This window comes from Kitasatospora sp. NPDC003701, from assembly GCF_053587085.1.
This window is the reverse complement of the sequence record NZ_JBSFNM010000020.1, coordinates 85,125-98,828: the sequence shown is the minus strand read 5'-3', so window position 1 is coordinate 98,828 and position 13,704 is coordinate 85,125. Positions and strand designations below refer to the sequence as shown.

The following is a 13,704-nucleotide window of genomic DNA, read 5'->3' as shown; positions in this document are numbered from 1 at the left end:
TTCCAGTTCCACCGACCGCTCAGGAAACCTCCGCCCCCGGAGGTTCCGCCAGTGTGACCGCACTCACCCCGACCCGGGCGATCCGCCGGCCCTCCAGCTTCGTCACCGTCAACCTGACCTCCTCGGCCCCGATCGGGATCCTGACCTGGTCACCGTCGACGGGCAGCCGGCCGAGCGCCGCCACCAGACAGCCGGCCACCGTCTCGTACGGGCCCTCCGGCAGGGTGACGCCGGTCTCCTCGGTGAAGTCGCCGAGGTTCAGCAGGCCGTCCAGCTCCATGCCGCCGCCGGCCAGCCGGCGGGTGGTGCTCGGCTCCTGGGAGTCGTACTCGTCACGGATCTCGCCGATCACCTCCTCGACCAGGTCCTCCAGGGTGACGATGCCGGCGGTGCCGCCGTACTCGTCCACCACGATGGCCAGGTGGTGGCCCTCCCGGCGCATCTCGCCCATCGCCGCCAGCACCCGCAGGGTGGCGGGCAGCAGCTTGATCGGGCGGGCCAGGTCGCGCACCTTCACCGCCTGCTCGCCGCGGGCGCCGTACAGGTCGCGGACGTGGACGAAGCCGGTGACCGCGTCGTAGCTGCCCTCGACCACGGGGTAGCGCGAGTGCGGCGAGGAGTCCGCCTGCTCGCGGACCTCGGCGAGCGGGCGTTCGGCGTCCAGGAAGGTCACCTCGGTGCGCGGGACCATCACCTCGCGCAGCTGGCGCTCCCCGGCGGCGAACACGTCGGCGATCAACGCCCGTTCGTCGCTGCCGAGTTCGGTGTTGGTCGCGACCAGGCCGCGGAGCTCCTCGGAGCTCATCGAGCCGCGTCCGGCCGCCGGGTCGCCGCCGAGCAGGCGGACCATCAGGTTGGTGGAGTGGCCGAGCAGCCAGATCACCGGCCGCAGCGCCACCGACATCACGTCCACCACCGGGGCGGCGAGGACGGCGATGGAGTCGGCGCGCTGGAGGCCGATCCGCTTGGGGGTGAGCTCGCCGAGCACCAGCGAGGCGTAGCTGATCAGCAGGGTGAGGCCGACCAGGGCGAGCGCGTCGGCGACGCCGGTGGAGAGCCCGGCCCGGACGAACAGCGGTGCCACCTTGCCGGCCAGGGTGTCCGCGCCGAAGGCGGCGGAGAGGAAGCCCATGCAGGTGACCCCGACCTGCACCGCGGCCAGGAAGCGGTTCGGGTCGGCGGCCAGGTGTGCGGCCCGGGCCGCGCGCCGGGTGCCGCGCGCCTCCAACGACCTGATCTGGCCCTCGCGCAGCGAGATCAGCGAGATCTCGGCGACGTTGAACAGGCCACCCAACATGATGAAGACGAGGACGAGTGCCGCGTCCTCCAGGGTTTCGTTCACAGCGGGTCAGTGTAGGGCGACGGCCCGCCGCCTCCCGTGAAGGAGGCGGCGGGCCGTCGAAGGTCCTGCCGGGGCGGGGCTCAGATGAGGCCGAGCTCCGTGACGGCGTCGCGCTCCTCGACCAGCTCCTGGACCGAGGCGTCGATGCGGCCGCGGGAGAAGTCGGAGATCTCCAGGCCCTGGACGATCTCGAACGAGCCGTCCTTGGTGGTGACCGGGAAGGAGGAGATCAGGCCGGCCGGGACGCCGTAGGAGCCGTCGGAGACGACGCCCATGGAGGTCCAGTCGCCCTCGGCGGTGCCGTTGACCCAGGTGTACACGTGGTCGATGGCGGCGTTGGCGGCCGAGGCGGCCGAGGAGGCGCCGCGGGCCTCGATGATGGCCGCGCCGCGCTTGGCGACGGTCGGGATGAAGTCGCCCTCCAGCCAGGCCTGGTCGGCACCGACGGCCTCGAAGGCCGGCTTGCCGGCGATCTCGGCCTGGAAGATGTCCGGGTACTGGGTCGCCGAGTGGTTGCCCCAGATGGTGACCTTCTTGATCTCCGACACGGCGGCGCCGGTCTTGAGGGCCAGCTGGCCGAGCGCCCGGTTGTGGTCCAGGCGGGTCATCGCGGTGAAGCGCGAGGCCGGCACGTCCGGGGCGTTGCGCTGGGCGATCAGGGCGTTGGTGTTGGCCGGGTTGCCGACGACCAGGACCTTGATGTCGTCCGCGGCGTGGTCGTTGATGGCCTTGCCCTGCGGGCCGAAGATGCCGCCGTTGGCCTGCAGCAGGTCGCCGCGCTCCATGCCCGCGGTGCGCGGACGGGCGCCGACCAGCAGGGCGACGTTGGCGCCGTCGAAGGCCTCGTTGGCGTTGTCGGTGATCTTGATGTCGCGCAGCAGCGGGAAGGCGCAGTCGACAAGCTCCATCGCGGTGCCCTCGGCGGCCTTCAGGCCCTGCGGGATCTCCAGGAGGCGCAGGTTCACCGGCACGTCGGCGCCGAGCAGGTGGCCCGAGGCGATGCGGAAGAGCAGCGCGTAGCCGATCTGGCCGGCCGCTCCGGTGATGGTGACGTTGACGGGGGTGCGGGTCATTTCTACCTTCTCCAGCAAATCGCCAGGTGCCCCAGGCACACCGGCGCACTGGAGCCGAGGATGATCTCTCGACGTCGAGAGACCGGCGTCAGGTTATCGCAAAGCGAAGCGTACGCCGCGGGTTCGGTGGTGGCTGATTGGTCACAGACGATGACCGGCCCCCGCCCGGTGCGGGGCGGGGGCCGGTCGGACGGCTCGGGTGCCGGTGTCCGGGCGGCCGGTCGGACGGCCCGGGTGCCGGTGCCCGGGGGCGGTGCCCGCGGTCAGTGCTTGGGGCGCCCGATCAGCTGGCCGATGTTGTCCAGCACCGGCATCTCCAGCCAGGGGTTGGGCTGCGCCACCAGGGTCAGCAGCACGATCGAGACGCCCAGGAAGGTCAGCACGATGACGTCGGTGAACCGGCTGCGCACCGCCAGCATGCCGACCTCGGGCAGGACCAGCCGCAGCACCGCGCCGAGCAGGACGCCGCAGCCGAGGATCAGCAGCCCGTACTTGAAACCGTCCTTGAAGTCGGCGAACCAGGTGACGGCGAGCCCGGCGCCGACCACCAGCAGCACGAGGGTTATCGGCCACTGGCGCACCGGCAGGGCGTGCTCACGCCCCAGCGCCGCCGCCGAGCCCTCGGGGGGCAGCGTCCCGGTGGTCTTCACCGGCCTGCGCCGGGAGCGCGCCGGCCGTGGCCCGCTCATGCGCCCACCTCGCCGCGCTCGGCTGCCGCTCCGCCAAACGCGCAGCTTCCCGGCGTTCGCTCGGTCCGCCCGTTCATAGCTCGCCGTCCCTCTGGTGTCGGATCGCTGGTGCTCAGATGCCGGCGCGGCGCTCGGCCGCCTCGACGATGTTGTTCAGCAGCATGGCGCGGGTCATCGGGCCGACGCCGCCCGGGTTCGGGGAGATCCAGCCGGCCACCTCGGCCACGCCCGGGTGCACATCGCCGACGATCTTGCCCTCGCTACGGCTGACGCCGACGTCCAGCACGGCCGCGCCGGGCTTGATGTCCTCCGGCTTGACCAGGTGCGGCACGCCGGCGGCGGCCACCACGATGTCGGCCTTGCGCAGGTGGTAGGCGAGGTCCCGGGTGCCGGTGTGGCAGAGGGTCACGGTGGCGTTCTCGGTGCGGCGGGTGAGCAGCAGGCCGATCGAGCGGCCGACGGTGACGCCGCGGCCGATCACGACGACCTCGGCGCCGTTGATCCCGACGCCGTGGCGGCGCAGCAGCTCGACGATGCCGAGCGGGGTGCAGGGCAGCGGGCCCTCGATGCCCAGCGCGAGGCGGCCGAGCGAGGTGGGGTGCAGGCCGTCGGCGTCCTTGTCCGGGTCCATCAGCTCCAGGACGGGGTTCTGGTCAAGACCCTTGGGCAGCGGGAGCTGGACGATGTAGCCGGTGCAGGCCGGGTCGGCGTTGAGCTCGCGGACGACGTTCTCGACGTCCTCCTGGGTCGCGGTGGCGGGCAGTTCGCGCTGGATCGAGGCGATGCCGACCTCGGCGCAGTCCTTGTGCTTGCCGTTGACGTACCAGCGGCTGCCCGGGTCGTCGCCGACCAGGACGGTGCCGAGACCGGGCGTGACGCCCTTGGCACGAAGGGCCGCCACGCGGGCGGCGAGTTCGGACTTGATCGCGGCGGCGGTGGCCTTGCCATCGAGAATCTGGGCAGTCATGACCCCATTCTCCCGGATCCCGGAGGCGGACGGCGCCAGCCCCGGTGCTCCCCGTCCCGGGATCCGGCGCGGTTCGAAAGCGTTCGGACCACGTTGCGGTTGCGCCACAGTCCGGTCCGCCACGCGGGCGCGGCTGGACAGCGCCGGGCCGTCCGGTTGACGATAAGCGGGCATTCCCTGCCGCCTCCGGCCCGGTGACGGGCCGACGGACACCCCGGCGGGGGCGTACCCGGGGGAAGAACAGAGTGAGCCGACCACACCACACCGTGCCGCCCGACCGCCACGGCCGCGTGCTGCCAGGACCGCAGCCGTCGATGCTCCCGTTCGCGCCGGACCGGCGCCACCCACGTTCCTGAGCCGTGCCGGCGGGCGCCGGCGTATTTCGCGCGCCCGTTGTCACCGCGCTCCGCTATCGTCCCGTCCGTCCGGTGGCCCGACCCGCCGGTGCGTTCCGGGCCCTGCGCTGTCCCGTCCCCTGTCCCCACATCCTGCCCGGAGGCATCGATGAGTTACCCGCCCGACCCGAACAACCCGTACGGCCAGCAGCCCCCGCCGCAGGGGTACGGCTACCCGCAGCAGGCCCCGCCGGCCGCCGGGTACGGCTACCCGCAGCAGCCGCCGCAGGCCCCGCAGTACGGCGTGCCGCAGCAGCCGGCGTACGGGTACGCGCCGATGCCGGGCACCATCCAGGCGAACAACGGCTACATCAACATCGCCCAGCTGGGCACGGTGAAGATCGCCACCATGGGTCAGCGGTTCCTGGCCCGCCTGATCGACGGCGCCGCGATCGGCGCGGTCGTCGCGCTGGTGATGGCGCTCGGCCTGGCCAGCGCGCTGGGCATCGCCAAGGACTCCCAGGACTGCAGCAGCAAGTACACCTACGGTGGCTCCAACTCCGCGTACTACGACTGCCTGAACGCCAACAACGACGCCGCCGCCGGCTTCTTCGTCACCATGATGATCATGGTCGGCGTGCTGTCGGTGTTCAACCTGCTCTACGAGTGGCTGATGGTCTCCTTCGCGGGCGCCACCCTCGGCAAGCTGGCCCTGGGCCTGCGCGTCGTCAAGGAGAGCAACGGCCAGGTCCCCGGCCTGGGCGGCGGCTTCATCCGCTTCATCATCCCGATCGTCGGCGCCTTCCTCTGCTACATCGGCGCCGCGCTGGTCTACCTGTCCCCGTTCTTCGACAACTCCGGGAAGCTGCAGGGCTGGCACGACCGTGCCGCCGGCACCGTGGTGATCAAGAAGTAACGCGCACCGGACGACGAACGGAGCGGCCCGGTCCCCCTGTGCGGGGACCGGGCCGCTCCGTCGTGTCGTCACCTCACCGGTGCCGGTGCGCCCGTGCGGGCGCCGGCACCGGCGCCGGCGTCGGCGTCAGTGTCGACGTCGGTGTCAGTGGAAGAAGTGGCGGGTGCCGGTGAAGTACATGGTCACGCCGGCCGCGGCGGCGGCCGCGACGACCTCCTCGTCCCGGATCGAACCACCGGGCTGCACCACGGCCTTGACGCCGCCGTCGATCAGGATCTGCAGGCCGTCCGCGAACGGGAAGAAGGCGTCGGAGGCCGCGTACGAGCCCCGGGCCCGCTCGCCGGCCCGCTCCACCGCGAGCTTCGCCGAGTCGACCCGGTTGACCTGGCCCATGCCGACGCCCACCGAGGCACCGCCCTTGGCCAGCAGGATCGCGTTGGACTTGACGGCCCGGCAGGCCCGCCAGGCGAAGGCCAGCTCGGCCAGCTCGGCCCCGGAGAGCGCCTCACCGGTGGCCAGCGTCCAGCTCGCCGGGTCGTCGCCCCCGGCGTGGATCCGGTCGGCGTCCTGGAGCAGCACGCCACCGGAGATCGGGCGCACCTCCTGGCGGTTGGCCGGCGCCTCGGGGGCGAGCAGCACGCGCAGGTTCTTCTTGCGGGCGAGCACCTCGACGGCGCCGTCCTCGTACCCGGGGGCGACGACGACCTCGGTGAAGATCGGGGCGATCTGCTCGGCCAGCTCGACGGTGACCGGGCGGTTGACCGCGATCACGCCGCCGTACGCCGAGACCGGGTCGCACTCGTGCGCCTTGCGGTGCGCCTCGGCGACGTCCGCACCGGTGGCGATGCCGCACGGGTTGGCGTGCTTGATGATCGCGACGGCCGGCTCGGCGTGGTCGTACGCGGCACGGCGGGCGGCATCGGTGTCGACGTAGTTGTTGTACGACATCTCCTTGCCGTGCAGCTGCTCGGCGCCGGCCAGGCCGCCGGTGCCGTCGCTGTAGAGCGCGGCGCCCTGGTGCGGGTTCTCGCCGTAGCGCAGCACGTTCTGGCGCTCGTAGGTGGCGCCCAGGAACTCCGGGAAGCCCTCGACGTCGCCGGCCGCGTAACCGGCCTCGAACCAGGAGGCCACCGCGACGTCGTACGCGGCGGTGTGCGCGAACGCGGCACCGGCCAGGCGCTTGCGGGTGGCGAGGTCGAAGCCGCCCTGCCGGACGGCCTCCAGCACGTCGCCGTAGCGGGCCGGGTCGACCACGACGGCGACCGACGGGTGGTTCTTGGCCGCGGCGCGGACCATGCTCGGGCCGCCGATGTCGATCTGCTCGACGCACTCGTCCGGGGTGGCGCCGGAGGCGACGGTGGCCTTGAACGGGTAGAGGTTCACCACGACCAGCTCGAAGGGCTCGACGCCCAGCTCGGCCAGCTGCGCGCGGTGCGACTCCAGGCGCAGGTCGGCGAGCACGCCGGCGTGCACGCGGGGGTGCAGCGTCTTCACGCGCCCGTCGAGGCACTCGGGGAAGCCGGTCAGCTCCGAGACCTCGGTCACCGGGACGCCCGCGGCGGCGATCCGGCCGGCGGTGGAGCCGGTGGAGACGATGACGACCCCGGCGGCGTGCAGGCCCTGGGCCAGCTCCTCCAGACCGGTCTTGTCGTACACGCTGATCAGCGCGCGGCGGATCGGACGGACGTTCTCGGAGACAACAGGCGTGCTGGGGGCGGCGCTCATGCCGGAATCCATACCTTTCGGTCCTCGATGCGGTGACCCTCGCGGGCCAGCCGGCCCACGATGTCGACGAGCAGCTTTCGCTCGACAGTCTTGATGCGCTCGTGGAGCGCGTCGCCGCCATCGGCGTGGTCGGCGTCGGTGACCTCGACGACGCCCTGCGCGATGATCGGCCCGGTGTCCACTCCGGCGTCGACCAGGTGGACGGTGCAGCCGGTGACCTTCACCCCGTACGCGAGCGCGTCGGTGACGCCGTGGGCACCGGGGAAGGCGGGCAGCAGTGCGGGGTGGGTGTTGATGATCCGCCCGGCGAAGGCGGTGATGAACGCGGAACCGAGGATCTTCATGAACCCGGCCGTGACCACGAGGTCCGGCTCGTGCGCCGCGACCGAGGCGGTCAGCGCGCGGTCCCAGTCGGCGCGGTCGGCGAAGTCCTTCACCCGGTGCACGAAGACCGGCAGTCCGGCCCGCCCGGCGCGCTCCAGGCCCGCGATGCCGTCACGGTCGGCGCCGACGGCGACGATCCGCGCGCCGAAGGCCGGGTCGGCCGCGGCGTCGATCAGCGCCTGCAGATTGGTGCCGGAGCCGGAGACCAGCACCACCAGGCGGGCCGGGCCGGGTGTGCGGGGCGGGAAGAGTTGAGCGGGGGCGGCGGCCACTGCGCGATTCTCCGTAGGTCGGGCGCCGCCCGCTGGTACATCCACCGGCGGTGGGGCCACTACGAACGGCAGGTCGAGCGAGGGGGGACACCGGACGAACCCGCCACGACGCGGGGCCCGGGGAACCTATCTGAGCTGCTGACCGTCACCACGATAACGGCTGGTCGGACGGCCCCTGAAACGCCCTGACGGCGCTACGCGCGTAGTTGAGACGGGGATCTCCATCGGGGTGCCGTTCACCCGCCGTCCGCCTGCCGTCCGCCCTGCGGGCGGGGCGTGGTCGGGGTGCGGCGGGTCCCGTCGGGCCGCCTCCGGGGTACGGGCGGGGTACGGGCGGGGTCCCGTCGGGCCGTCGTCGGGGCGCGGCCGGGGTCCCGTCGGGGTGCGGCCGGGCCGTCGCGGGTTCGCCGGTGTGGCGGAACCCGCCCCGAAAGCGGGCCGCCGAAGGCCCCACGGGCGACTGCGGGATCATAGGGTGGCGCGGGCGTCCGCCCCACCGACGAGAAGGAATGGCTGAACCATGAGCAGCGGTGACAACACCGGCGAGCGCAACCCCTTCGCGCCGCCGCCGGCGGATGCCCCGGACCAGCCGTGGCAGCCGCGCAACCCCGGGCCCACCGAGGGTCCGGACGCGCCCGACGGCGACGGGAACCCGGACGAGCGCCCGCAGGTCCCGCCGCCGCACCCGTGGAGCCCCGGCTACCAGGGCGGCGGCTGGCACCCCCGCCCGCCGGCCCCGCAGCCGCCCAAGCTCGACCCGAACGACCCGGCGCAGCGCAAGGCCCGCAACGCCGCACTGGCCGGCATGGGCGCGCTGGTCTGCGCGTTCGCCTCGCTGCACTACGTCGCGCTGTTCGTCGGCGCGCTGGCCATCGTCTGGGGCATCACCGCGATGCGGGCCCCCAAGCCGGCCACCGCCCCCCGGACCGGAGCGGCCCCGGCGGGCGCCGTCGCCGGCGAGGCCGGCGCCCCGAACCCGCTGACCCCGGCCGCCCTCGCCGGGGTGCTCACCGGCGCGATGACGGTGGTCTTCGTCTCCTCGGTGATCGGCCTCAGCCTCTACTACAACGACTACGTGACCTGCGTGCGGGACTCGCTCACCTCGACCGGCGCGGACAACTGCGAGCGGCTCGCGCCGAAGTGGTACGTGGACATCACCAAGAACCGCGAGTAGCGGGAGCGGCGGCGGTCAGTCCGTCCCGCCGGGACCGTTCGCGCGGTCCGCGCCCGCCGTGCCGTCGGCCGAGCTCCCCAGCCGCAGCACCACCGCGTACGCGCGGGCGCGCAGCAGCAGCACGCCCCGGCGCGCGTGGCCGGTGAGCACGCCGCCCCCGAGCCCGGCGTCGCCCGCGTCGTCGCCCATCGCACCGCCCGGCCCGCCGCCCAGCCCGCTTCCCAGCGCCCGGAACCGCGTCAGCAGGGCGCCCGGGACGGCCACCACGGCGATCCAGCCCGCCGCCGCCAGCCCCGTCCGCCACGGCACCGGGCCCAGCTCCGCCATCCGGCCGCCGGCCAGCGCCCCACCGGAGAGCCAGCCGAGCACCGCCGCGGCCGCGCCGGTCAGCAGGGCCACCGCCAGGGCCGCGACGACCGTCCCCGCCGGGTGCCAGGCCGCGGCGTCCGGCTCGTACGGGCCGTCCAGGTCGTCCGGGTTGTCCGGGTCGTCCGGGTCGTTCCGGTCCTTCGGCGACCCGTCCGGCCGGCCCGGGCCGGCCTGGCCCAGGGCGCCGTTCGCCGCCGCCCGGCCCAGCAGCACCGCCGGGGCCACCCCGGCCAGCGCCGGCAACAGGCAGGCCAGCAGCCGCCAACCGCCCGCTCCCGGCTCGGCCACCAGGGCGAACAGCGGAAGCTCCGGCAGCGGCCCCAGCACCGTGCCGCCCGGTGCCACCAGCGTCCCGGCCCCCGCCGCGAACCCCGGGCCCAGCGCGTAGGCCGTGCCCCAGAGCACCGCGTTCGGCAGCAGCACCACGCTGAGCAGCAGCAGTCCGGCCCCGGCGGCCGGGCCCTGCGCGAGCGCCGCCGCACCGGGCCCGCCACCGGTCGCGGCGGCCAGCACCGCCGCCACCGCGACCACCGCCGCACCCGTCGCCACCAGCCCCGCCCCGGCCGCCAGCGCTGCCGTCCGGACGGCCGCCGCGCCCCCGTCGGGGCAGGCCCAGGCGGGCACCCGGTCCACCGCCCGCTGCCGGAGCACCTGCCAGGAGGCCGGCCAGGGCGCCGGCCAGGGCCCGTCGGCCGCCCGGCCGCGCTCCGGCACCCGGCGGGCCGTCCGGGCGCCGGCCGCCGTCGCGGCGCCGGCCAGCAGCGCCACCACCAGGACGTCCGGCAGCACCCGCGCCCGGAACTGCCCGGCCCCCGAACACTGCGCGACCACCGCCACGGCGACCGCGCAGTAGCCGGACCACACCGCCAACGGACCGCTCCACCGCGGTCGGAACCGGCGCCGGGCCGCCGCCCGGGCGCCCGCACGGTGCAATTGGCCCACCGCCAGCAGGCCGAGCAGCAACGGAGTCACGGTCAGCGGAGCGTCCAGGGCCCCGCGGAGCACCGGCGCACCGTGCCCGAGCAGCCAGAGCACCCCGGCCAGCCGGACGGCGCCGGCCGCGCCGTCGTCCGCGAACGGGGTCACCACCCAGAGCCCGAGCACCGGCACGGCGACCGCCGCCAGGCCGAGCAGCGCCGTCCGCACCCCGGTGAGCACGTCGGCCAGCACGGGTCTGGCGCCCAGCTCGCCCGGCACTTCCAGGATCGGACGGCCCATCAGCTGCGTCATGCGCCTCATGGTGCCAAGGCGACTCGCCATGCTCCGTGAAGAGGCAAACCGCCGTCGTGTCCCAGATTATTGGCTTATGCGCATTTTCAGACCCGGCCCTCATGCCGTCGCCCCCACTCCGGCCCGGAGCGTCTGATGACCACGCCGCCGACCGCCGAGCGCCCCGCCGGTGCCCCCGCCGCCGCCCACTCCACCGACCGCCCCGCCGCCACCGACCCGCCCGCACCGCAGGGCCGCCCCGGCAAGGGCCGGTCCGGACGCGGCCGGTCCGCGAAGGCCGCCAGGGCCGGCCGGACCGCCGAGCCCGGCGGCCCGACCGGTGGACCGTCCGACGGACCCGCCGGCGCACCGACCGTCGACCAGGACGAGGCGCTCCGGCTGCTGCGGCAGTTGACGCCGCGTGAAGCCCAGGCCCTGGCCCACCTCGCGGCCGGCCGCGACCTCGCCCGGTCCGCCGCCGCACTCGGCGTCACCCCGGCCACCGCGCGCAGCTACCAGCACCGGGCCATGCGCAAGCTCGGCACCCGGACGCACGCCGAGATCGCCGCCTTCGCCGCCCTGCTGAGCCCCGCTCAGACCGCGTCCACCGGTGCCGCGGGCCGACCGGACGGCCCGCGGCCCGGTCCCCCGGCGGAGCGGCCGGCCGGGCGGGAGCGGCGCGGGCGCACCAAGGCCCGGCCGGACGCCCCCGCCGCCGGCCCGGACACCCCGGACGCCCCCGCACCCCACCGGAGCCCGCGCACCGGGGACGGCGCCCGACCGGAGCCCGCCACCGCCACCCCGAAGGCCCCCGCCCGACCGGGCACCCGGGCCGACACCGCCCCCGTGGGCACCAAGCCGCAGAGCGCCAAGCCGGTGAGCGCCACCTCGGCGGGTACCGAGCCGGCGAGCACCACCGCGCCGGCCGGGCCGAACACCGCGCCCACCGGGGCTCCCCGGCCCAAGAACGGCACCCCGCCCCGGCCGGACACCCGGACGAGCACCACCGCAGCGGGTACCGAGCCGACGAGCACCACCGCGCCGGCCGGGCCGAACACCGCGCCCACCGGGGCTCCCCGGCCCAAGAACGGAACCCCGCCCCGGCCGAACGGCCGCAGGCCCGCCACCCACGGCCCGGCCGCACCGGGCACACCGGCGGCACCGGCCACCGTGGCCGCAGCGGCGGCACCGGCGGCACCGGCGGAGCAGCGGGACACCGCCCGGCCGGTGCCCGCACCCGCCGGGCACGAGCAGGCGCCCTCCTTCGAGGAGCTGTACGAGAGCACCCACACCCGCCTGGTCCAACAGGTCTTCCTGCTCACCTCCTGCAAGCACCGCGCCGTGCACTGCGTCCGGCTCGCCTTCGGCGAGGCCCGGCGGCGCTGGGACGAGGTGGCGGCCGGGGCCCATCCGGAGGGGTGGGTGCGGGCGCGGGCCTGTGAGGCGGCGCTCTCGCCGTGGCACCGGGGCGGTCCGCGCCGGGCACACGTCTGGCGGCTGCCGCACCGGCGGATCAAGGTCCGCCCCGCCGACGAGTCGCAGGCCGTGCTGCCGGACCACGACCGGCTCACCGACCGCGACCGCGCGCTGCTCAAGGCGCTCAAGCGGCTCTCCCGCCCGCAGCGCCGGGCGCTGGTGCTGCACGACGGCCTGGGCCTGACCGCCGCCGCCGTGGCCGTCGAGGTGGAGTCGACCCTGGCGGCCGCCGAGGGCCGGATCTGGGCGGCCCGGGCGGCGCTGGCGCAGTGGGTGCCGGACCTGGTCGGGCCCGACCCGGCGGCGGCGGGCTTCGCCGACCGGCTCGCCGGGCTGCTGCACCGGGCCGCCGTCCGCGGCTGCCCCCAGCCGCACCGGCCGCCCGTCCCGCTGCTGCGCGCCCGGCACGGTCTGGCGAACGCCACCCGGACCGGCGCGGCGGTGCTGATCACGGTGGCGGTCGGCGGCGCGGCGGCGGCGACGCTGGCCGGCAGCGGCCCGGGGTCGCTGTTCCACCGCTCTCCCGAGCCGCCCGCGCAGACGGTCTGCGGCTCGGTCAACGGCTCCGCCGTGCCGCTCGCGCCCGACGGCCCGCTGACGGGCATCCGCAGCCTCTGGTGCAGTCCGGCGCCGGGCCTGGAGCCGGTCGTGGTGGACCCCCCGCCGCCCCGGGCCCCGCTGTGGGAGCTGCCCGCCGCCGGCCGCGCGGCGGCGGCCCTGCCCCCGCCCGGCTCGGCGGGCCCGGCGGCCTGTACCCGCTGGGCGCTCCACCCCTGCCCCGCGGACCGCTAGGGCACCGGGCCCGGGGCGGGGGCACAACGTCGAACGCCCCCGCCCGGAGGTCCGGACGGGGGCGCTCGACAGCGGGGAGGCGTCAGCCGTTGATCAGCTCACGCGCCAGGCGGGCGGTCTCGGACGGCGTCTTGCCGACCTTGACACCGGCGGCCTCGAGGGCCTCCTTCTTCGCCTGCGCGGTGCCCGAGGAGCCGGAGACGATGGCGCCGGCGTGGCCCATGGTCTTGCCCTCGGGGGCGGTGAAGCCCGCGACGTAGCCGACGACCGGCTTGGTGACGTGCTCGGCGATGTAGGCCGCGGCACGCTCCTCGGCGTCGCCGCCGATCTCACCGATCATGACGATGAGCTCGGTCTCCGGGTCCTCCTGGAAGGCCTTGAGAGCGTCGATGTGGGTGGTCCCGATGACCGGGTCACCGCCGATGCCCACGGCCGAGGAGAAGCCGATGTCCCGCAGCTCGTACATGAGCTGGTAGGTCAGGGTGCCGGACTTCGAGACCAGGCCGATCTTGCCGGAGCTGGTGATGTCGGCCGGGATGATGCCGGCGTTCGACTGTCCGGGGCTGATCAGGCCGGGGCAGTTCGGGCCGATGATCCGGGTCTTGTTGCCCTTCGAGCCCGCGTACGCCCAGAAGGCGGCGGTGTCGTGCACCGGGACGCCCTCGGTGATGACGACGGCCAGGCCGATCTCGGCGTCGATGGCCTCGACGACGGCGTCCTTGGTGAACTTCGGCGGCACGAAGATGACGGTGACATCGGCACCGGTCTTCTCGATGGCCTCGGCGACGGAGCCGAAGACGGGCACCTCGGTGCCGTCGACGTCGACCGTGGTGCCGGCCTTGCGCGGGTTCACACCGCCGACGATCTGCGTGCCGGAGGCGAGCATGCGGCGGGTGTGCTTCATGCCCTCGGAGCCGGTCATGCCCTGGACGATGACCTTGCTGTCCTTGGTAAGGAAGATAGCCATGGTGAGAAGTCCCT

The 13,704-nt window shown here is 74.9% G+C and carries 11 protein-coding genes; 3 read left to right on the top strand and 8 right to left on the bottom strand.

Features of this window, described 5'->3' with window-relative positions:
* Window positions 1–19: 19 nt before the first annotated feature.
* The 4 genes from ACWDRR_RS20690 to ACWDRR_RS20675 all read right to left on the bottom strand — a co-directional run bounded on the left by ACWDRR_RS20690 (window position 20) and on the right by ACWDRR_RS20675 (window position 4,071).
* Window positions 20–1,342, bottom strand: coding sequence for a hemolysin family protein (locus ACWDRR_RS20690; RefSeq protein WP_449773626.1), 1,323 nt, complete (start codon window positions 1,340–1,342; stop codon window positions 20–22).
* An 80-nt stretch (window positions 1,343–1,422) separates the two neighbouring features.
* Entirely contained in the window at window positions 1,423–2,415 is a 993-nt protein-coding gene (locus tag ACWDRR_RS20685) for a malate dehydrogenase (protein WP_449773625.1), read from the bottom strand.
* A 263-nt stretch (window positions 2,416–2,678) separates the two neighbouring features.
* Window positions 2,679–3,104: a DUF3017 domain-containing protein gene (locus ACWDRR_RS20680; RefSeq protein WP_449773624.1), complete on the bottom strand. Its 426-nt coding sequence runs from the start codon at window positions 3,102–3,104 to the stop codon at window positions 2,679–2,681.
* A 112-nt stretch (window positions 3,105–3,216) separates the two neighbouring features.
* Entirely contained in the window at window positions 3,217–4,071 is an 855-nt protein-coding gene (locus ACWDRR_RS20675; protein ID WP_449773623.1) for a bifunctional methylenetetrahydrofolate dehydrogenase/methenyltetrahydrofolate cyclohydrolase, read from the bottom strand.
* 504 nt (window positions 4,072–4,575) lie between these two features.
* Between ACWDRR_RS20675 and ACWDRR_RS20670 the strand changes: the two genes are divergently transcribed.
* On the top strand, window positions 4,576–5,322 hold the full coding sequence (locus tag ACWDRR_RS20670; protein ID WP_449773622.1) for an RDD family protein: 747 nt from the start codon (window positions 4,576–4,578) through the stop codon (window positions 5,320–5,322).
* A 144-nt stretch (window positions 5,323–5,466) separates the two neighbouring features.
* Here the strand turns inward: ACWDRR_RS20670 and purH are convergent, their stop codons facing one another.
* Together purH and purN are read right to left on the bottom strand one after the other, a co-directional pair.
* Window positions 5,467–7,047 carry a bifunctional phosphoribosylaminoimidazolecarboxamide formyltransferase/IMP cyclohydrolase gene (gene purH / locus ACWDRR_RS20665; RefSeq protein WP_449773621.1) on the bottom strand — a complete coding sequence of 527 codons (1,581 nt, stop codon included), beginning with the start codon at window positions 7,045–7,047 and terminating at the stop codon, window positions 5,467–5,469.
* Window positions 7,044–7,703, bottom strand: a complete 660-nt coding sequence (gene purN, locus ACWDRR_RS20660) for a phosphoribosylglycinamide formyltransferase (protein ID WP_449773620.1) — start codon at window positions 7,701–7,703, stop codon at window positions 7,044–7,046. The genes purH and purN overlap by 4 nt, the downstream gene beginning before the upstream one ends.
* A 520-nt stretch (window positions 7,704–8,223) precedes the next feature.
* On the opposite strand from purN, the gene ACWDRR_RS20655 reads away from it, so the two are divergent.
* The gene (locus tag ACWDRR_RS20655; RefSeq protein ID WP_449773619.1) at window positions 8,224–8,877 is read left to right on the top strand and encodes a hypothetical protein; all 654 of its coding nucleotides are present in this window, start codon (window positions 8,224–8,226) and stop codon (window positions 8,875–8,877) included.
* A 15-nt stretch (window positions 8,878–8,892) separates the two neighbouring features.
* Here ACWDRR_RS20655 and ACWDRR_RS20650 read toward each other — a convergent pair whose 3' ends face one another.
* Window positions 8,893–10,476, bottom strand: a complete 1,584-nt coding sequence (locus tag ACWDRR_RS20650; protein WP_449773618.1) for a cell division protein PerM — start codon at window positions 10,474–10,476, stop codon at window positions 8,893–8,895.
* Window positions 10,477–10,611: 135 nt separating this feature from the next.
* On the opposite strand from ACWDRR_RS20650, the gene ACWDRR_RS20645 reads away from it, so the two are divergent.
* The gene (locus ACWDRR_RS20645; RefSeq protein ID WP_449773617.1) at window positions 10,612–12,723 is read left to right on the top strand and encodes a LuxR C-terminal-related transcriptional regulator; all 2,112 of its coding nucleotides are present in this window, start codon (window positions 10,612–10,614) and stop codon (window positions 12,721–12,723) included.
* An 82-nt stretch (window positions 12,724–12,805) separates the two neighbouring features.
* Here the strand turns inward: ACWDRR_RS20645 and sucD are convergent, their stop codons facing one another.
* Window positions 12,806–13,690, bottom strand: a complete 885-nt coding sequence (gene sucD / locus ACWDRR_RS20640; protein ID WP_360631481.1) for a succinate--CoA ligase subunit alpha — start codon at window positions 13,688–13,690, stop codon at window positions 12,806–12,808.
* Window positions 13,691–13,704: the final 14 nt, after the last annotated feature.